The organism is Streptomyces sp. NPDC054849 (genome assembly GCF_053610945.1).
In genome coordinates, this window is the sequence record NZ_JBSGZI010000017.1 from 81529 (window position 1) to 100594 (window position 19066).

The window sequence follows — 19066 nt, forward strand, 5'->3', positions numbered from 1 at the left end:
TGCGTGACACCGGCGCTTTTTCATTTGGTCTAGACCTTGACAGGTTCAGACCATTTTCGATTCAGTGGGGCGCAGTTGCCGCCCTCACGGCAACTCCCCCCACTGAAGGAGTAGTTACGTGATACGTGCGCTTCGCCGCCGTGCCCTCTCACTGGCCGCCGCCGCGGCCGTCACGGCCGGCCTCGCCATCGCCCTCCCCTCCTCCCCCGCCTCCGCCGCGGCCCCCTGCGTCGGCGCCTGGGCATCCTCCGCCGTCTACACGAACGGCATGAGCGCCTCGTACGGCGGACGCAACTGGCTGGCGAAGTGGTGGACGCAGGGCGAGACACCCGGCACCACAGGCCAATGGGGCGTCTGGTCGGACCAGGGCGCCTGCGGCGGGGGCCAGAACCCGGATCCGGATCCCGGCACCCCCTCCGGATTCGTGGTCTCCGAGGCCCAGTTCAACCAGATGTTCCCGAACCGCAACCCCTTCTACACCTACAAGGGCCTGGTCGCGGCGCTGTCCGCCTATCCCGGATTCGCCAACACCGGCGACGACACCGTGAAGCGCCGGGAGGCTGCGGCCTTCCTCGCGAACGTCTCGCACGAGACGGGCGGGCTGGTGCACATCGTGGAGCAGAACACCGCCAACTACCCCCACTACTGCGACGCGAGCCAGCCGTACGGCTGCCCGGCGGGGCAGGCCGCGTACTACGGCCGCGGGCCCATCCAGCTCAGTTGGAACTTCAACTACAAGGCGGCCGGTGACGCGCTGGGCATCAACCTCCTCGCCAACCCGTACCTCGTGGAGCAGGATCCGGCCGTCGCCATGAAGACGGCGCTCTGGTACTGGAACACGCAGAACGGCCCGGGCACGATGACCGCCCACGCCGCCATGGTGAACGGCGCGGGCTTCGGCGAGACCATCCGCTCCATCAACGGCTCCCTGGAGTGCAACGGCGGCAACCCCGCCCAGGTCCAGAGCCGGATCTCGAAGTACCAGAGCTTCACGCAGCTGCTGGGGGTGACCCCCGGGAACAACCTCGGCTGCTGATCCGCCGGGCGGTCAGCCGGTGCGCAGCGCGGTGGCCAGCTGGGCCCGGGAGCGTACGTCGAGCTTCTGGTAGATACGGGTCAGCCGCGCCTCCACCGTCTTGACGCTGAGGAACAGCTTCGCGGCGGCCTCCTGGTTGCTGGCACCCTCGCTGACCAGCAGCGCGAGACGGGTCTCGGCCTCGGTGAGGGCCGCGGCCGCCGACACCTGCCCCCCGCCCGCCTCACCGGGAGCCGGTTCCCTGGCGAGTTCCGTCCAGGGGACGGCCCCGGCCCGTTCGAACACCTCCGCCGCGGCCCCGAGCGCCGCCCGGGCCGGCGCGCGCCGGCGTCGGCGGCGCTCCACCCGGGCCAGGGCGAGCAGCGTACGGCCCCGCTCCAGCGGCAGCAGCAGGTCGTCGAAGCGCTGCGCCGTGGCCTCCAGCAGCCGGACGGCCGCGTCCGCGTCGCCCTGTGCGGACAGACACAGGCCGCGGGCCCGGTCGAGGGCGGCGACGACCCCGGTGCGGCCGAGCCCGAGGGCGACCGTACGGACGGAGTCGATCAGTCCGGCGGCTTCGCCCGGCGCGTCCGCGGCGATCAGGGCCTCGGCGAGCTCCCCGTGCCAGCGCAGGATCGAGGGGTCCACCACCTGCTGGGCGGCCTCCAGTTCGGCGACACGGCGCAGGGTGGCGACCGCCTTCGCCGCCTCGCCGGTGGCCAGTTCGACCAGGCCGAGCGCGTGCAGGCTGCGGGAGAGGAAGACCTGGTCCTGCTCCTCCTGCGAGGCCTGGATGCCGCGCCGGGCGTAGCCGGCGGCGCGTGCGAAGCTGCCGCCCATCGCCTCGGCCATCGCGGCGACGTACCAGGCGGGGCCGGGCGAGAGGCCCGCCTCGATCGTCAGCTCCAGGGCCCGGCGGGCGTGGGCGGAGGCGGCGTCGCACCGGCCGCTGCGCAGTTCCACCTCGGTGAGGCTGCGCAGCACCTCGAAGACGTCCTCGGCGGAACCGGTGCGCTGGACGGCCGGCAAAAGGACCATCAGCTGGTGGCGGGCGTCGGCGAGGCGGTCGTCGAAGAGGGCGTGCCGGACGGCGAGGTACTGCGGTGCGTTGCGCATGCCGAGCGGCACCTCGGGGGCGGGCAGGGCCAGTGCCTCGGCCAGGATCTCCTCGGCGCCCGCGTCGCCGAGGATGCGCCCCATGCGGGCCCGCACGGTGAGGGCCATGGCCTCGGCGGTCTGGTCGCCGCCGAGGGCGGCGAGGGCGCCGGCCGCCGCGGCGGCGTCACGCGAGCGGACCGGGTCGCCGTCGCTGAGGTTGTGCTTCCAGGCGACCCGCAGCTGGACGGCGGCCTGGAGCGAAGGGTCCCCGGCTGCATCGTCCATGGCGTACGCGAAAGTCTCGTCGAGGGCTCCGAGGGCCTGCCCGGCGGCGTCGATCACGGCGAGCCGGGCCCGTACCCGGTCGGCGGGCGAGGCGTCGCGCGCCAGGACGGCCCGGGTCGCGCGCCGCGCGAGGTCGGCGCGGCCGGCCCAGCCGGCGTCCTCGGCGGCCGTGACGAGGCGGGCCAGTTCCTCACCGGCCAGCCAGGACGGCGTCCGTTCGGCGGCGAGCAGGCCCAGTTCGGCGGCGAGCGCCCGCTGGCCCCGGCGGCGGCAGACCGCGGCGGCCTCGGTGATCTCCGCGGCGAGCCACTGGTCGGGGGTGTCCACGGCCAGCGCGCGGTGGCGTACGGCCTGGACGGGGTCGTCGACGGCGTCGGCCAGCGCGGCGTGCCCGGCGGCGCGTTCGGGCCAGCCCGCGTCGGCGGCGAGCGCGGTGGGCAGGGCGCCGGCGGTGAACTCCACGCCGCCGTCCTCCCCCACCCGGACCAGCCCGGCCCGTTCCGCCTCGGCCAGCTCGGCCTCGGCGTCGGGGCGGCCGGCCCGGCGCAGTACGGAGGTGGTGGGGCGGGCGGCGAGGGCGGCGAGCAGCAGGGTGCGGCGGGACTGGGCGGGGGCCCCGGCGAGGAGCCTGCGGGCCACCTCGCGGGCCTGCCCGGAGACGGGCAGGGGGTCGGCGTGATGCGCGCTGCAGTCGCGGGCCTCGGCCGCTTCGGCGAGGGAGTGGCCCAGGGCGAGGGCGAGGCGCGGGTTGCCGCCGCTTGCCTGGTGGATGCGGCCGGCGAGCCGGGCCGGCAGGCCGTGGCACACGAGGAGTTCGGCGACTTCGTCGGCGCCGAGCGGAGGCACCCGTACCGCGGGGACGCCGGGGCCGCAGAGGAGTTCGCCCACCGGGGCTCCGCCCTGGACGCATTCGGCGACGAGCACCCGGACGCCGGGCGGGGTGAGGCGCAGCGCGAAGCGGAGCAGGTCGGTGCTCTCGGCATCGAGCCACTGGGCGTTGTCGAGGACGAGCAGGACGGGGTGGCGGGCGGCGAGCGTGCGGAGCACCTCGACGACGGCGAGGCGCAGCGCGACGTGGTCGCGGCCGGCCCGGGGGGCGTCGGTCTCCCGCCGCAGGAGGGCGATGGCGGTGCGCTGGGGGCCCGAGAGCTGTTCCAGTCCGGCGCAGGGGACGGAGGCGAGGAGGGCGGCGGCCGAGGCCTCGGGTATCCACTGGTCGGCGGCTTCGGGGGCGAGGCGGAGCACGGTCTCGCGGCGGGCTTCGGCCGCCGCCGCGACGGCGCGGACGACCTCGGTCTTGCCCGCGCCGGCGGGTCCGGTCAGGAGCGCCCGGCCGTGCGTGGTCAGCGCGCGGTCGACCGCCTTGATCAGTTCACCGTGCCCGACACTTGTGTCAGCGTGCCCCGTCGCCGCCACCACGCACAGCCACCAGCCTCTCGGTCCCCAGCTCCTGTGCCCTTCCTGTGAGAGGCGACAATACGAGGTCGGGTGGCGGGCGGGCGCCGATTGTGACGCAGAAATCAGTCAGGTACCGGGAAAACCCGTCGGACCTGCCGATACGCGGTGTACCAGCAGGTCCGAGGGCTCATTTGGTCCGTACTATCGACCCGTCACGCCGCCTTGGGCGGGTGGGATCGCAGGCCGGGCGGATGCGGCTCAGAAGCCGAGGTTCCAGGAGTCGATCTTGCCGGTGTCGCCGCCGGCGTTGTCGTTGACCCGCAGCTTCCAGGTGCCGTTGGCGCCCTCGGCGGAGGCGTTCACGGTGTAGACCTGGTTGATGTTGTCCGTGCTGCCGCCGGCCCGGTTGTGCACCGTGTAGACGGTGCCGTCGGGCGCGATGAGGTCGACCTTCAGGTCGCCGATGTAGGTGTGCACGATGTTCACGCCCACCTTGAGGGTGGCCGGGGCGTTGCCGGTGACACCGGCGACGGTGATCGGGCTCTCCACGGTGGTGTTGTCACCGATGGCGACGTCCGCGGTGTTCTCGAACGCCTGGGTGGGCGGGGTCGAGGTGACGGCGGCCACGGTCGCGGCGGCGTCGGCGAGACCGGTGCCGCAGCCGCCGGTGCAGGTGCCGGCCAGCGGGCGGGCGTTCGTCTTGATCGCCGACTCGATCTGCGCCGGGCTCAGCGCGGTGTTCGCCGACTTCAGCAGGGCGGCGAGGCCCGCGACGTGCGGCGCGGCCATGCTGGTGCCCTGGTAGGGCTTGTAGTTCTCGGCGCCGGGGGTGGTGGTGCCCGCGTTCAGGGTCGAGAGGATGGCGTTCTCGGGGGTGGTGACGGTGCCGGGCGTGTCGGTGGCGCGGCGGGTCTCACCGCCCGGGGCGGCGACGTCGATGACCGTGCCGTAGTTGGAGTAGTACGAGCGGTCGCCCGCACGGTTGCTCGCGGCGACGTTGATCACGTTGTTGCAGCTGGCCGGCGAGAAGCCGGACGCGTTCGCGTTGCTGTTGCCGGCGGCGACGACGACGGTCGTACCGCGGGCGACGGCGGCGTTGATCGCGTTCTGGTAGCTGGTGCCGCAGGCGCCCGAGCCGCCGAGGCTCATGTTGATGACCTTGGCCGGGGTGGCGTTGGCCGGGATACCGGCCACGGAGCCGCCGGAGGCCCAGGTGATGGCGTCGACGATGTCCGAGGTGGCGCCGCCGCACTTGCCGAGCACGCGGACGGGCTGGATCTTCGCGCCGTACGCGATGCCTGCGACACCCTTGGTGTTGTTCGTGGCCGCGGCGATGGTGCCCGCGACGTGGGTGCCGTGCCAGGACGAGTTGCTCGCCTTGGAACCGACGCCGCACTCGCCGTCGGTGGCGTTCCAGTCGCCCTGGTCGGCGGGGTTGGCGTCGCGCCCGTTGCCGTCGCGGGCGTCGGCGGAGCTGGAGATGAAGTCGTAGCCCGGGACGATGTTCGCCGCGAGGTCCGAGTGCGCGACGTAGCCGGTGTCGATCACGGCGACGGTGACGCCGGAGCCGGTGGTCTTGTCCCAGGCGGCGGGGACGTTCATGCCGGCGAGGGGCTCGAAGAGGTCCCACTGCTTGGCGTACTCGGTGTCGTTCGGGGTGACGGCCTGGGCGTAGGCGCGGGTGTCCGGCTCGACGTAGGCGACGTCCGGGTCGGCGCGGAACTGGGCCATCACGTCGGCCGCGTCGGCGGGGGCGACGGTCCCGCCGAGGTTGACCAGGGCGGCTCCGGTGCCGAGGCGGCGGTCGAACTTCGCCTTCTTGCCGGCCTTCTTGCCCTTGGCGGCGGCGTCGTCGGCGGCCGCGGTGTTCGAGCTGGCCTCGGTGGCCGAGGACTTGTATCCGACGATGAGGTTCTCCACCGGCGCGGTGGCCGCGACGGTGGCGGCCGGGGCCGCGCCGGGGGTCTCGACGGCCACGGCCACCGAGGCGGTGGCGGAGCCGGCGAGCAGGGTGACGGACATGGCCACCACGGATATGAGCCGACGTCTGGAAGCGTGCACGTGTTCCCCTTCGAGGGCCGTTTCCGGGCGGGCCGGAACGGCCGGTCGGTGCAGTGTGGGAGGTTCCGGCGGCCACGGGGCCGGGAGCGAGGTGGTCGAACTCGCCCCGGCCGCCGCCGCGCGCCACGTTGACCGGCCTCGACGGTGGGGCTGGACAACGGCGGTCCCGGCTCTTCCCCGGGCGGTGGCGGCCTCACGCCATGTGGGGTTGGCGTGTGTGCCGTCGTGCCCGGGGAAGATCGCCGGTGGGCAGACAGTAGGCAACACGGGGATGAACTCGATACGGGGAAAACCCTTGTCCGCCCCCGCCCCTCCCCCGGGGGTCCCTCAGCGGGGCTGTGGCCAGGCGGTTTCCTTTCCGCACAGCGCCCCGGCGTTACCGCCGGCCACCCTCTACGCCGGGGGGAAGAGCCTGCGGAAGTACGTCCAGCTGGTTTCGTTCGGCTCGCTCCACTTTTCCGGGGCGTGGGCGAATTCGGGGTGATGGTCCGCGATGTAGGCGCGGGTCCGCTCGGGGACCTGAGTGAAGGCGTCGAGTTTGCGGCCGCGGCAGTGGAAGGTGAGGCCGCCGGGGCGCCCGCCCTGTTCCATCCAGGGCAGCCACGGGGACATCCGCGTCCAGGACATCGTCGAGGGGACGCTCACCGCGTCGGTGGTCAGGGCGGTCGCGGGCGCGAAGAACTGGAAGAGTTCCAGCGCCCGGTAGGTGTCGTCGGCCGAGTGGGCCGGGTACTCCTCGACGGGCAGGGGCGAGGGGTAGGCCAGCGGGATCTCCAGGCTGAAGCAGATCTGGTCGCCCAGATCCGTCACGGGGATCGGGAACGGCCGCAATCTCTGGTTGGCCGGGTCGTTCCAGACGTGGATCACCGGCTTGTCCTGCCAGGTCTCCATGATCTCCCTGGTGCCGGGGTCCAGATAGAACGCGGCTTCCCTGGAGAGGAGCTGGTGGCCGCCGCTCTCCTCGTCCGCCACGAGGCGGGCCACATTGAGCCCTTCGAAGCCGAAGAGGCGCCGGTAGGGCTCGCCCGGGGCCCAGGAGTGGACGTCGCCGGTCCACCAGAAGGTGACCTCGGCGCCGTCGAGCGAGGCGCGGGTGCGGGCGAATGCGTGCAGGAGTTCGGCGGGTGTCGCGCCGGATGTCACGGGTGCGGTCATACGGCCCACTGTGCGCGGTGGCCGGACCGGCGGACAAGCAGCCGCACGGCCAAGCCGGGGCGCTGGTACGGCAGGTGGGAGCAGGGGTGGCGCCCGCCATTCGGATGCCCGGTTGACGGCGCCGACGCCACCGGCGACGGTGACCGCCATGGGGAAAGAACGCCGACTGCCGACTCTCGTCATCTGCCTGGTCCTGGGCGGAGGCGTGTGCGCCGCCGTGCTCGGGGCCTCGCACGCGACCGGTCCGCATCCGGGGCCGGCCGCCGGCCGCCCGGCACCGTCCGACTATGTGGACATACGTGACGTTCCGGCGGTCCCGGCTGCCGCCCCCGCCTCGGGGGCGGACTCCTCGCCCGGCTCGGTGGTGGTGGAGTGCGGCCGCAACGAGCAGGGCCACTACAACGAGGACAACCTGGTGGTGTCGCCCGGCCTGCGCTCTGGCGCCCACCACACGCACGCGTACGTGGGGAACCTCTCCACGGACGCGATGTCCACCGAGGACTCCCTGGACGCGGCCGCCACGAGCTGTACGGGCGGCGACCGGTCGACGTACTACTGGCCCGTCCTGCGACGCCTGGACCGGCCGGGCACGCGTCCGCACGAGGCCGCGGCGGGGCACGGGAACGCGGGGCGGATCCTGCCCGAGAGCTCGGTGCTCGTGGAGTTCCGCGGCAGTCCGGTGAGCAAGGTGGTGGCGATGCCCCGCTTCCTGCGCGCGATGACGGGTGACGCCGTCGCCCGCACGGCGGACGGCGAGGCCGACGTCCGCGCCCGCTGGGGGTGTTCCAGCGTCCCGGACCGGTCCACCACCCGCTACCCGCGCTGCCCCGAGGGCGACCGCGTGACCCGCACCCTGATCTTTCCCAGCTGCTGGAACGGCCTCGACACCGCAAGCGCAGGGCACCGCTCGCACCTGCTGTTCCCCGGTGCGAACGGCGTCTGCCCGACGGCCACCTTCCCCGTGCCCGAACTGCGCGTCTCCCTCGCCTACGAGGTCCCCGCTGGCGCGCCGGTGGCGATCGACTCCTTCCCCGAGCAGCGGCACAGCCCCAAGACGGACCACGCGATGTTCGTGAATGCGATGACCGAGCGCCAGATGGCCGCGGTCGTCGCGTGCCTCAACGAGGGCCGCTCCTGCCTGAACTGAGTGACGCAGGTCACGTGAACCGGAGGCACCCCCGTTCACGTGTACCGACCGCACCACGCAACGAGGAAGACGGAGAGGGTGAGATGGCCGGACCACTGTGGCCCCGCAGTCGGCGGGGCTCGACCGACGAGGCACTGATCAAGTCCGTGTACGAGGAGCACGGCCACGCCCTGCTCGCGTACGCCACCCGGCTGACCGGGGACCGGGCCGCCGCCGAGGACATCGTCCAGGAGACGCTCATCCGGGCCTGGCGGCATTCCGAAGTCCTGGTCAACGGAAAGGGGTCGGTGCGCGGCTGGCTGCTCACCGTGGCCCGCAACATCATCACCGACCGCTACCGGGCCAAGGCCGCCCGGCCCCCGGAGGTCTCGGGTTCCGCGGCCGCTCCCCCGGTGGAGGCGGACCACGCCGACTCCGTGGTGGACAGCATGACGGTCCTGGGGGCCCTGGACCAGCTGTCGCCGGAACACCGCGACGTCCTGAAGGAGTTGTACTACCGACAGCTCAGCGTCGCGGAGGCGGCCGACGCCCTCGGCATTCCGGCGGGTACGGTCAAATCGCGTTCGCACTACGCGCTCAAGGCGCTGCGCGATGTTTTCAAGAGCGACGGCTTCAAAGACAGCAGCCATAGAGAAGGCAAACGATCGGGCAGGCCGCCCCAGCAGCCCGCCGGACTGCGTGAGGTGGTGGCATGAACCGGCAGCGGCACGAGGAGCAACTGCTCGGCCCGTACGTGCTCGGCGTCCTGGACGCCGAGGAGGTCCGCCGGATCGAGGAACACGTGAGCTGGTGCGTGCAATGCCGGGAGGAGGTGGGCGCGTTGCGCGAGATGGAAGCGGCACTGGGCGAGGTGCCCGACGAGGCGTTCCTCGACGGCCCGCCGCAGGGCGGGGATCTTCTGCTCCAGCGCACCCTGCGGCAGATGCGCGGTGAGCGGTCCGGTGAGCAGCGCAGGCGCGCGGGGCTCGCGGGACTTGCCGTGGCGGCCTCGCTGGCGGCCGTGTTCTTCGCCGGTGCCCAGCTCGGCGCCGCCGATGCGGGGCCCGTCGCACTGCCCGCGCCACCGTCCCCGACGGCTACCGCGGACCCGTCGCCGCCGCCGAAGGGCACCAAGGTGGCCTCTGCGACGGATCCGGGCACGGGCGCGCGGATGACCGTACGGATGACGCCGGCCGCCAAGTGGGTGCGGGTGAACGCGGCGGTCACGGGAGTGCCGCCGGGCGAGCGGTGCCGGCTGGTCGTGGTCTCCAAGGACGGGACCCACACCACCGCCGGCGGCTGGGTCGTGGGCAACCAGAACGGCGAGGCCAAGGGCGCGTCGCTGGACGGATCGGCGGCCGTGGACCAGGCGGACGTGAAGGCGATCCTGGTCGAGAACGAGGCGGGCAGGACGTTCGTGTCGGTAACCGTCTGATCCGGAACGTGACGGAGCCCGGGAGCATATCCAGCTCCCGGGCTCCTGCGTGCCACCCAATTGCGCACACCGGCACGTTTAAGAGTCGCGGATCATTCTGAGATCGACGTGTTCTACCTTTGAACTACCGCGCCACGAGGAGAGGCACAGGGGGGACTTGAACCCCCATCCATCGATGATCGTCCACGCTCGGTCGATCCGGTGTTCGGCGGCGAATACTGAGACTGGAGCGAGAATCTGAGATTTACGGGGCCGCCTCTACCAGCTTGGGCCACCCCGGCACGCACATGCCGGGGGAGGGATTCGAACCCCCAACTGACACCCCAGTTCAGCTTCAACATCAGTTTCAGCTTGCGCTCTCGCGCACCCCCTGCAGACATACAGAGGGAGATTTCGGGGCTACCTGAACAGGTAGCCGAACACCGCGTCGCCGACCCGCTGGTCGGTGACCTCGGCGCTGTTGGCCTCCTCGCGGGCGAACTTGACGGCCTGCTGGAGCTTCTCCACGCGGTCGAGCAGCTCGTTCACCCGGCGGGCGGGCAGCGCGCCGGAGAACTTGACGGTCGTCCAGTACCCGACCGGGACGTCCTCGTAGTAGACCTCGACCTGCGCCGGGTGCTTCTCGGTCGCCTCGGCCTTGACGTGGTTGCGCGGGACCTTCTTGGTGCGGATCGTGCGCACGGGGTCCGTCTTCCAGGAGTCCGTGGACGGGTCCAGGTTCCAGGACTCGGAGGCGTCCAGCACCGGCAGCTTCCGCACGAAGGTGTTCATGTCCGTGAGCTGCTTCTCGAGGAAGAGCAGGTAGGGCACGGGCACCTGCGCCAGCAGGACCGTCCCGTCCACGACGACGTCGGCGGCCGCGGAGCGGTTCGCCCAGTCCTTGGTCGCCGTGACGTCGAACAGCCGCGTCAGGGTCCCCGCCGTCGCCCGCAGCACGTCCTCGGCCTTGACCTGCACCCGGGTGGACTCGGGAGGCAGCTGCTCCCCCTCTTCGTCCTTGGGCTGGTAGGTCCGCGAGATGCCGGCCAGCAGGGCGGGCTTCTGGACGTCGTGGTGAGCCTGCGTGAGCTCCTGGAGGGACTTGGACTTGACGCCCTTTTCCACTGCGATGATCTGATTCAGCTTCGGCACGTGATCAACCTAGCAGCCGCTTGTCCGATCATTCACCCGGATTTCCGGCACCCCGGCCCGGTCGAGCAGGCGGCGCATGTCCTCGGGCGGGAGCGCCGGGTTGGCCGCTGCGGCTGCCGCCGCGCCCCGGTCGTCATCGGCGAGCAGTTCGCGGATCCGGGCCACGGGGAGCCGCGGGTCCCGGCCGGCGTCCGCGCGCGTCTGCGGGTCCCGGCTGAGCCGGTCCAGGAGCTCCGGCTCCAGACCCGGGTCGCGCAGGGCCAGGCGCCGGCCCCGCGGGTCCGGGGAGTCGCCGAGGCGCGCGGCGAGCCCCGCGGCCGGGAAGCCCGGCCGGACGACCAGCATGCCCACGGCGCGGTGGGTGCCGTTCAGGTAGAGGTCGAGGAGCAGCTCGGGCGGCGGTTTCGGATGGAACTCGGCGAGCAGCAGCCGTACGGCGAAATCCTCGTCCCGAGCGAGCAGTTCGACGGCGTCGGCCGGCAGGCCGGGGCAGACGGCGGCGCTGCGCCGCAGCCAGGTGTGCGCGGACGTGGCGCACCCCCGCAGGAACGCGCCGTCCTCGCGGCGTTCCCACACCCAGTCGAGGGTGGACAGCCGGTCCTCGGAACCGACCGTGTAGTCGATGGCGGCGCGCTCGGACTCGCTCAGTTCGGCACGGGCGGAGACCTGGAGGCGGACCAGCGGGTCGGGGTCGACGGCCAGCCGCGCCACCAGGTCGGGCGGGAGCGAGGGGTTGCCGGCGATCGCCGCGAGCCGTTCGCCCTCCGCGACCACGCGCTCGGCGAGCTCCCGGGTGAGCCGGCCCCTCGCCAGGACTTCGGTCGCCCGCCACCCGTCCCCCAGTCGACCGACCAGCCAGGTGGTCCGCTCCTCGTCCTCATGGCAGACCTGCAGGGCGGCGGCCTGCCGGACGTCCGCGTCCTCGTCGTGGAGGAGCCGCTCCCGGGCCTTGTCTGCGAGCCGGTCCCAGACACGGCAGGCCGCCTGCCGGAACAGCGGTTCCTCGTGGTCCGCGAGGCCCGCCAGGATGTGCGGGGGCGGGGCGCCCCACGAGACCAGTTCCTGGCGCACCAGGGCTCTGGGGTGGTTCAACAGCCGTTCATACGCCCAGTCGGGCAGCGGGGCCACGGGCCGCCGGTAGAGCATGGGGCCGATCGCCAGGGTGAGGTGGACCGCCGGATCCGGGTCGTCGGCCAGTCGGGCACGCTGGTCGGGGTCGGCGTCGGCGTTCTCGGCGAAGGCCGCCCTGACGCGGCGGTCCGGGTGGACCAGAACGGCCTCGATCACCTCCTGAGGCAGAACCGCGCGCTGCGCAACCGCTTGTCGCACCCGCTCGTCTTCGTGGCCGAGCAGTCGCAGCAACACGTCCACCGGCGCGGCTTTGTTCCATACGAGCCCGTGCAGCAGCCCCGTCCACTCGTCGCCCATGCCCCGATCCCTCCCCCGATGATCCAAAGCGGGCAGCGTAGCAAGGAAGCCCACAGCCGGACCGATCAGCATATTGGGGTCCATGACATCCTGTGGCGTCACAACTCGCCGGACGGGATCGGCGGACGTCCGGGGAATTTGGGGAAGGTCGATGAGGCTCTGCTTCCTGGTGGAGGAGCACTACCGCCACGACGGCATGCCGAACGAGGTGATCGGGCAGCTGACCGCGTGGGGGCACCGGGTGGACGTGGTGCGGCCGGGCGGCTCGCTGCTGCGCATGACCGAGGCCGTGGACGCCGGCGCGCACGACGCCTGGGTACTCAAGACGGTGTCCGGCGGCCCGGGGCTGACCCTGCTCGAAGCCGCCGCGGCGGCCGGCATGACCACGGTCAACGACGCCCGGTCGATCCGGGGCGTACGGGACAAGGCGCTGGCCGCGGCCATCGGGCGCGGCCGGGGACTGCCGCTGCCGCCCACGTACGCGGTGGCATGCCCCGAACTGCTGCGGGAGATACCGGCGGCCGAGTACCCGCTCGTCGTCAAGCCCGCCGACGGCAGCTCGGGACGGGCCGTGCACCTGGTGTCCTCGCCGGAGCGGCTTGAGTCGATGCTCCCCGCTCTCGCGGGCGAGGGCATGCTCATCGCCCAGCCGTACGTGCCCAACTCGGGCACGGACATCAAGGTGTACGGCGTCGGCGGGGAGCTGTTCGCGACGGAGCGCTGCTCCCCGCTGCACCCGGACCCCGCGGTGCGGGAGCGGCGCGTGCCGCTGTCGTCCGAGGTGGCGGCGATCGCCGCCCAGGTGGGGGCGGTCTACGGGCTGGACCTGTACGGGGTCGACGTGCTGCTGGGCCCGGACGGTCCCGTGGTCGTCGACGTGAACGACTTCCCGAGCTTCCGTCAGGTGCCGGACGCGGCGGCGCTGGTGGCCCGCGCCGTCCTGGAACTGGCGCGGGCGGGCGGCTCGGTGCCGCCGCCGGTGACCACCGAGCCCCGGCTCTGCGCGCTGCCGCTCTCGATCCCGGCGCAGCTCTCGTCGGCGCAGGCCACCCCGGCACCCGTGCCGGCGGTACCGGTGCCGCCGGTACCCGTCATACCGGCACAGGCCTCCGCCCGGGCGGGGGACGGCACATGAGGATCGGCCTGATCACCCCGGAGCCCGGGCATCCGCTGCTCGCGGCCGCCACCGCGCTGCTCGCCCCGGAGCACTCCGTCGAAGCGCTTGATCCGCTCACGCCCGGGGACATGACCCTGCCGCCGGCCGAGGTGTACCTGCTGAAGTCGCGGACGCCGCACGCCCTGGAGCTCGCCCGGTCCCTGGAACGGCGGGGGGCGGCCGTGGTGAACTCCGCCGCGGCCACCGCGCTGTGCCAGGACCGGACGGAGATGGCGGAGCTGGCCCTGCGGGCCGGGCTGCCGTTCGCCGCGACCCGTACCGTCGGCACCCTCTCGGAGTGGGCCTCCGGAGCTCCGCTCCGCACCCCCGTGGTGGTCAAGAGCCGCAGCAGCCGCCGGGGCGACCTCGTCGCACGCGCCGACGATGCCGCCGGGCTGCGGGAGTTGGCCCAGGCGTGGCCTCGGGAGCCGGTCGTGGTGCAGGAGTACGCGGCCAACAGCGGCTGGGACCACAAGCTGTGGGCCATCGGGGAGCAGATCTTCGCGGCCCGGCGCCGCTCCGAACTCTCGCCCGGAGGGCGTGGCGCCACCCTGCCGCTGTCCGTGGACGCACTGCCCTCCGGATGGGCGGGCCTGCTGCGCGAGGTGGGCAGGGTGTTCGCGCTGGACGTGTACGGCGTGGACATCATCGACACCGGGGGCGGGACGCCGCTGATCGTGGACGTGAACGCCTTCCCGGGCATCCGCGGCCAGTCCGGCGCCCCGGAGGCCCTCGCGGCGCTGGCCCTGCGCCGGGCGGCGGAGCGCGCCTGACCCCGGCGCCGGCCCTGCGACGGGGCGGAGCGCGCCGGACCCCGCACGGCAGGTCCGGACGGGCGAATGCGGACGGTGCGGCGGCCGCGGCCCGGTGTCGTGGCGCGGTCGGACGGGGGGCGCGGTGAGGATCGGGGCATGGGCGTCGTCCTGCCGGTCCTCTTCGCGCTGTTCGCGGCGCTGAGCAACGCGCTCGCCACCGTGCTTCAGCGGCGGGCCGCGCTCACCGTCCCGCAGAGCGACGGCTTCCGCTTCGGCCTGGTGGTCGACCTGCTGCGGCGGCCGGTGTGGCTCGGCGGGATCCTGGCCGTGATCGCCGCCGGGGTCGGGCAGGCAGCGGCGCTGGCCACGGGCGCGCTGGCCCTCGTACAGCCGCTGTTCGTTCTGGAGCTGCCGCTCGCGCTGCTGATCGCCTCGCTGGTGGCGCGGCAGCGGCTGCCGGGGGCCTTGTGGCTGGCCGTGGCGGGGGTGGTGGCGGGGCTCGGGGTCGCGCTGGTGGCCGCCTCGCCCGCGGGCAACCGTACCGATGTGCCGCCCGAGCGGTGGGTGGTGGCCCTGGTGGCGTGCGCGGTCGTCGTCGCCGCCCTGGCCGCGGCCGGCCTGCGCCGCCCGCCCGGCCGCGCGCGGGCCGGCTGCCTCGGCGCGGCCACCGCCGTCTGCTACGCGCTCACGGCCGCCCTGATGAAATCCGCGGTGCACGTCCTCGACGACGGCGGCCTCGGCGCGTTCCTGAGCACCTGGGAGACGTACGCCTTCGGCGCGAGCGGCATCTGCGCCCTGCTGCTGCTGGAGCACGCCATGCAGGGCGGCCCGCTGGTCGCCTCGCAGCCCGCGCTGACGCTCGGCGACGCGAGTGTCAGCGTCGCCCTGGGCGTGGTCCTGTACGAGGAACACCTGCGGTCCGACTGGTGGCTGCTCCCCCAGCTGCTGGGCATCGCCCTGGTCTGCGCGGGGGTGCTGGCCCTCGCCCGGGCCGGGGAGGGCGCGCCGTGAGGGCTTCGGAGCCGGCGCCTACAGGTCGCGGTGCTCCTGCGAGGGCCAGACGTGGTTCTGCGGGCTGTGCGGGAACGGCGGAGAGGGGTGGGACGCCCAGACGGGGTCCGCGTCGTAACCGCCGTGCGGATCGCCCGCGGGACCCGCCCACGGCTCGGGGGCCGGCTGTGCCTCGGACGCGAACGCGTGATCGTACAGCTGCTCGGACGGGGGCCGCGGCAGCGGCGCGGCCGGGGTGACGGGCACCTGGAGGCTGCCGTAGCGCTCCATCCGCTGCCAGCGCAGGCGGGAGCCGGCGATGGCGGTGAAAACCGACTGGATCACGACCAGATACATGAGCTGGCGGTAGACGAACTGCTGCAGGGGCAGGCTCCACAGCGGTCCAGGCCGCTCCCCGTCCAGGCGGAACGCGTACAGACCCATCAGGACCTGGAGGAGCAGGAACGCCGTCCACAGGCCGAGGATGCGCACCGGGTCGAGGAAGACCAGGCCGTAGACGGCGAAGACGTCCACGACGGGCGCGAGGAGGGGCAGCAGAACCTGGAACATCAGCAGATAGATCAGACCACGCCTGCCGAGCTTGCCGGCCTGCCCCCGCTGGGTGAGGGCGCCCCGGTGCTTCCACATGGCCTGGAGGGTGCCGTAGCACCACCGATAGCGCTGCTTCCACAGGGCGCCGAGCGAGGCGGGGGCTTCCGTCCAGGCCTTGGCCCGTTCTTCGTAGACGACGCGCCAGCCGTCCCGGCACAGGGCCATGGTGAGATCGGTGTCCTCGGCCAGCGTGGTGTCGCTGACCCCGCCGACCCGCAACAGTGCCTCGCGGCGGAACGCGCCGACGGCACCGGGGACCGTGGGCATGCACTCGGCGAGGTCGAACAGGCGGCGGTCGAGGTTGAAGCCGACGACGTACTCGATGTGCTGCCAGCGTCCGAGCAGCCCGCCCCGGTTGACCACCTTGGCATTGCCCGAGACCGCACCCACGCGGCGGTGGGCGAAAGGCTGGACGATCATGCGTACAGCGTCCGGCTCGAAGACGGTGTCACCGTCGACCATGACGAGCAGATCGCAGGAGGCCGCGGCGATACCCGTGTTGAGCGCGGCCGGCTTGCCGGCGTTCTGCTGCCGGATGACCCGCACGCCGGGCAGCCCGAGCGCCTCGACGATCTCGGCCGTGCCGTCCGTGGATCCGTCGTCGACGACGATGACCTCGACCTGGTGGTCGGAGGCCAGCAGAGAGCGGACCGCCGCCTCGATGCCGGCGCTCTCGTTGTAGGCGGGGACGATGACGCTCACGGGTTCGGTGACCGGGGCGCCCCAAGGCTTGCGCCGCATCCGCACGTGCCGCCTGGCCGCGACGAAGACGGCGATCGCACGCAGCAGACTGATCGCGCCCGCCGCCCACAGCAGCCACGAGAGGCCTTCGAGGATCCAGTCGCTGGTGCGGATCGCGGTGATGAGGGCGAGGCCCTGCCATCGGTCCGCGGTCTCGGCCGGCTGCACGGCCTCGGGGAGGCCGACCGCATCGCCCACGGTGGCGAACGTCCATCCGGACGCCTTCAGCCTGGGCACGAGCTGTTCGAGCGCCGCGACCGTCTGCGTGCGGTCCCCGCCCGCGTCGTGCAGCAGCAGGATCTGCCCGGCGGTGTCCTTCGGGGTGGCGCCGGCGACGATCGTTTCGACGCCCGGGCGTCGCCAGTCCTGGCTGTCCAGAGTCGTCAGGACGGTCAGGTACCCCTCCTTCCCCGCCTGGACGACGGCGCTCCAGTCGGCGTCGCCGAGGGCCTTGTTGGTGGAGGAGTACGGCGGGCGGAGCAGCGGCGTGGTGACGCCGGTGGCGCCGGCGACGACGAGCTGGGTCTCGCGCAGTTCCAGCGAACGCCGCCAGGCGGACGCGGCGCCGAGATCCGTGTGGGTGAAGCTGTGCAGGCCGATCTGGTGGCCCTCGTCGACGATCCGCCGGGCGAGGTCGGGGTTCTCGGCGACCCGGGTGCCGACGGTGAAGAAGGTCGCGCGCACGTCGTTGCGGCGCAGCACGTCGAGGATCTTCGGGGTCCAGACGGGGTCGGGTCCGTCGTCGAAGGTCAGGGCGATCGTGCGCGCCTTCGGGGCGGCGGTGCGGGCGGCCGCCCCCTCGATCACCGGCCCGCCGGAGCTGATCGCCGCCGGTACGGACGTCCCGGGGCCCCGCTCGCGGGGAGCCGCGTCGGGGGTGGAGTCGAACAGGTGCTGGGTGTAGCCCTGAAGGAGCAGCGCCGCCGACAGGGTGAGCACGAGGGTGCTCAGCAGCAGCCAGTGGGTGCGCAGGGGGACGTTGCGTACGGAGCTGTGCCTGCCGGGGGAACGACGGCGACGGTTTTTCGACAAGGGGTGAGTCTTCCTGCCTGCTGCATGGGGCGGTGCAGTGTGATGCGGGGCGGTACGGGGCGATACGGATCCGGCGGCGTGTCCGCGCCCGGCCGGCCGGGCTCAGGGCCGGCCGGGCTCAGGGCCGGACAGTGGGCTTGCCGCCGCCCTGGCCCGGCGGCTCGGTGGCCCGGCCTCGCCCCCCACCGGGAGGCGAGGGAGCCGGGTGCGCCGGTTCGGTCGTGGTCGTCGGACCGCCGGGCGTCGCACCGCCGGTCACGGTCGCGGCGGCCGGGGAGGGCGCACCACCGCGCGAGGCTGCCGGGGTCGGGCGCGGGCTGCCGCTCCTCGCCGCGCCAGGGGTGGACGGTCCGCCGGTGCGGGTGCCGGCCGTGCTCTGGGGCTCGGGAGGGTGCGGGGCCTGGGCGGAGGGGAGGAACGGCGACTGGATGGTGGGGCCGCCCAGCACGGTGCTGATGAGCAGGACGACGTAGGCGACGGCCGGTACCACCAGCATGTAGCCCCAGCGGCGCACCCGGCGCTGTCTGCGCCCCGACGTGTCCACGAATACCGGGGACGCGGCGGCGGCCGGGGCCGGCGGCCCCTGCGCCGTAGAAGGTGCACCCACGTCACCGAGGAAGAGCTCCATCGTGTCCTGTTCCGGGATACCGAGTGGTGGGTGCATGCGGGGTGGCCTCTGGGGATCGGGAGACGAGTCGGATGTCGGGGCAGGGTCGTGGTCGAAAGGGCGGCTCATGCCCTTCAGCGCTGGAGCCGCCGTCGATGTCACTCCCGGCGCCGAACGGTCCCTTTCCACACGATGCCAACCGTAATCACCCGGTTGGATGCCTTTTGCGCCAGTACGGATGCATCTCGACTACGGCGGCGCCTCGTTCGCGGCCGCCGCCGGTGAGCCGCGCTCCGGGGCGACGGCCCGTCCTCTGGGGCAAGAGGGGTCCTGCTTGGGCGACCGGAGCAGTGTCTCGCCTCCACCAGGACCCCGCCCGGCGCGCGGTCGGCTCGATGGGCGCCTCGTCCTGTCGTCGACGGCGTCCCGGCGGTGGCCTGGCGCCTGGCCGGCGCCACCTTCGTCAGCGCGCGGGGCTGGGCTACGATCGCCCGCGTCGAACGGGTGGACAACGCAGGAAGCGTGGGGTGGTGGGCGTGAGCTCCAGCGGCAGAGTGCCGGGTGCCGTGACCGTGATGCTGGTCGGCGGCCTGCTGCTGAGCGGCTGTTCCGGCGGTGCGGGCGGCGCCGCCCCGCCGGCGGAAAAGCCGGGCATGACGCCGACGGCGAGCGCCGAGGCGGCCACGGCCCCGCCCTCCCCCACGCCCTCGCAGTCGGCGGCCTCCGGGCCCTCCGCCTCGGTCTCGCCTCCACCGGCGGAGCCGAAGCCCTCGCCCAGCCGCGGGTCGGCGCCGGCGCCGCAGCGGAGCACCGCCCGCCCGTCGCAGGTCCCGCAGAACCCCCATCGGGGCCCCAACCCGCCTCCGGCGCCCACCCACATCCCGACGATGGACTGGAAGCCGACGCCCTTCGACCCGAAGGACCCCTCGATCCCGAAGTACACGCTGCCGCCGCTGCCGTAGGCCGTCTCTTCCGGATCTTGTCGGCCGAGCCCGCGGCGTCCGGTGCCGTGCCCGGCAAGGCGGAGGGGCGCCCGTGTAC

The 19066-nt window shown here is 73.2% G+C and carries 14 protein-coding genes and 1 pseudogene; 7 read left to right on the forward strand and 8 right to left on the reverse strand.

What is annotated here, in order from left to right:
* Positions 1-118: 118 nt before the first annotated feature.
* Positions 119-1036 carry a glycoside hydrolase family 19 protein gene (locus ACWGIF_RS10920; protein WP_453494257.1) on the forward strand — a complete coding sequence of 306 codons (918 nt, stop codon included), beginning with the start codon at positions 119-121 and terminating at the stop codon, positions 1034-1036.
* Positions 1037-1048: 12 nt separating this feature from the next.
* Here ACWGIF_RS10920 and ACWGIF_RS10925 read toward each other — a convergent pair whose 3' ends face one another.
* From ACWGIF_RS10925 to ACWGIF_RS10935, 3 genes are all read right to left on the reverse strand, one after another.
* On the reverse strand, positions 1049-3817 hold the full coding sequence (locus tag ACWGIF_RS10925; protein ID WP_453494260.1) for an AAA family ATPase: 2769 nt from the start codon (positions 3815-3817) through the stop codon (positions 1049-1051).
* 237 nt (positions 3818-4054) lie between these two features.
* Positions 4055-5818: a S8 family peptidase gene (locus ACWGIF_RS10930; RefSeq protein WP_453494310.1), complete on the reverse strand. Its 1764-nt coding sequence runs from the start codon at positions 5816-5818 to the stop codon at positions 4055-4057.
* A 432-nt stretch (positions 5819-6250) separates the two neighbouring features.
* Positions 6251-7012, reverse strand: a complete 762-nt coding sequence (locus tag ACWGIF_RS10935) for a DUF1838 family protein (RefSeq protein WP_453494262.1) — start codon at positions 7010-7012, stop codon at positions 6251-6253.
* A 148-nt stretch (positions 7013-7160) separates the two neighbouring features.
* On the opposite strand from ACWGIF_RS10935, the gene ACWGIF_RS10940 reads away from it, so the two are divergent.
* From ACWGIF_RS10940 to ACWGIF_RS10950, 3 genes are all read left to right on the forward strand, one after another.
* The gene (locus tag ACWGIF_RS10940) at positions 7161-8159 is read left to right on the forward strand and encodes a DUF1996 domain-containing protein (protein WP_453494265.1); all 999 of its coding nucleotides are present in this window, start codon (positions 7161-7163) and stop codon (positions 8157-8159) included.
* Positions 8160-8242: 83 nt separating this feature from the next.
* The gene (locus ACWGIF_RS10945) at positions 8243-8854 is read left to right on the forward strand and encodes a sigma-70 family RNA polymerase sigma factor (RefSeq protein WP_453494268.1); all 612 of its coding nucleotides are present in this window, start codon (positions 8243-8245) and stop codon (positions 8852-8854) included.
* A complete protein-coding gene (locus ACWGIF_RS10950; RefSeq protein WP_453494271.1) occupies positions 8851-9573 on the forward strand; it encodes an anti-sigma factor family protein in 723 nt (240 codons plus the stop codon). The genes ACWGIF_RS10945 and ACWGIF_RS10950 overlap by 4 nt, the downstream gene beginning before the upstream one ends.
* Before the next feature lie 399 nt (positions 9574-9972).
* Here ACWGIF_RS10950 and ACWGIF_RS10955 read toward each other — a convergent pair whose 3' ends face one another.
* Both ACWGIF_RS10955 and ACWGIF_RS10960 read right to left on the reverse strand, forming a co-directional pair.
* Positions 9973-10704 carry a DUF7873 family protein gene (locus tag ACWGIF_RS10955; RefSeq protein WP_326586405.1) on the reverse strand — a complete coding sequence of 244 codons (732 nt, stop codon included), beginning with the start codon at positions 10702-10704 and terminating at the stop codon, positions 9973-9975.
* Positions 10705-10713: 9 nt separating this feature from the next.
* Entirely contained in the window at positions 10714-12132 is a 1419-nt protein-coding gene (locus ACWGIF_RS10960; RefSeq protein ID WP_453494274.1) for a hypothetical protein, read from the reverse strand.
* Between the two features lie 151 nt (positions 12133-12283).
* Between ACWGIF_RS10960 and ACWGIF_RS10965 the strand changes: the two genes are divergently transcribed.
* From ACWGIF_RS10965 to ACWGIF_RS10975, 3 genes are all read left to right on the forward strand, one after another.
* On the forward strand, positions 12284-13267 hold the full coding sequence (locus ACWGIF_RS10965; protein ID WP_453494277.1) for an ATP-grasp domain-containing protein: 984 nt from the start codon (positions 12284-12286) through the stop codon (positions 13265-13267).
* The gene (locus ACWGIF_RS10970) at positions 13264-14061 is read left to right on the forward strand and encodes an ATP-grasp domain-containing protein (RefSeq protein WP_453494280.1); all 798 of its coding nucleotides are present in this window, start codon (positions 13264-13266) and stop codon (positions 14059-14061) included. Before ACWGIF_RS10965 ends, ACWGIF_RS10970 begins: the two co-directional genes overlap by 4 nt.
* Before the next feature lie 138 nt (positions 14062-14199).
* Complete coding sequence (locus ACWGIF_RS10975; RefSeq protein ID WP_453494283.1) at positions 14200-15054, forward strand: DMT family transporter; 855 nt, start codon at positions 14200-14202, stop codon at positions 15052-15054.
* A gap of 18 nt (positions 15055-15072) precedes the next feature.
* Here ACWGIF_RS10975 and ACWGIF_RS10980 read toward each other — a convergent pair whose 3' ends face one another.
* The 3 genes and pseudogenes from ACWGIF_RS10980 to ACWGIF_RS10990 form a co-directional block, all read right to left on the reverse strand.
* Positions 15073-17418 carry a bifunctional polysaccharide deacetylase/glycosyltransferase family 2 protein gene (locus tag ACWGIF_RS10980; RefSeq protein WP_453494286.1) on the reverse strand — a complete coding sequence of 782 codons (2346 nt, stop codon included), beginning with the start codon at positions 17416-17418 and terminating at the stop codon, positions 15073-15075.
* A 118-nt stretch (positions 17419-17536) separates the two neighbouring features.
* On the reverse strand, positions 17537-18082 hold the full coding sequence (locus ACWGIF_RS10985) for a hypothetical protein (protein ID WP_453494289.1): 546 nt from the start codon (positions 18080-18082) through the stop codon (positions 17537-17539).
* A 424-nt stretch (positions 18083-18506) separates the two neighbouring features.
* A pseudogene (locus ACWGIF_RS10990) lies at positions 18507-19066 on the reverse strand (hypothetical protein); the annotation flags it as partial.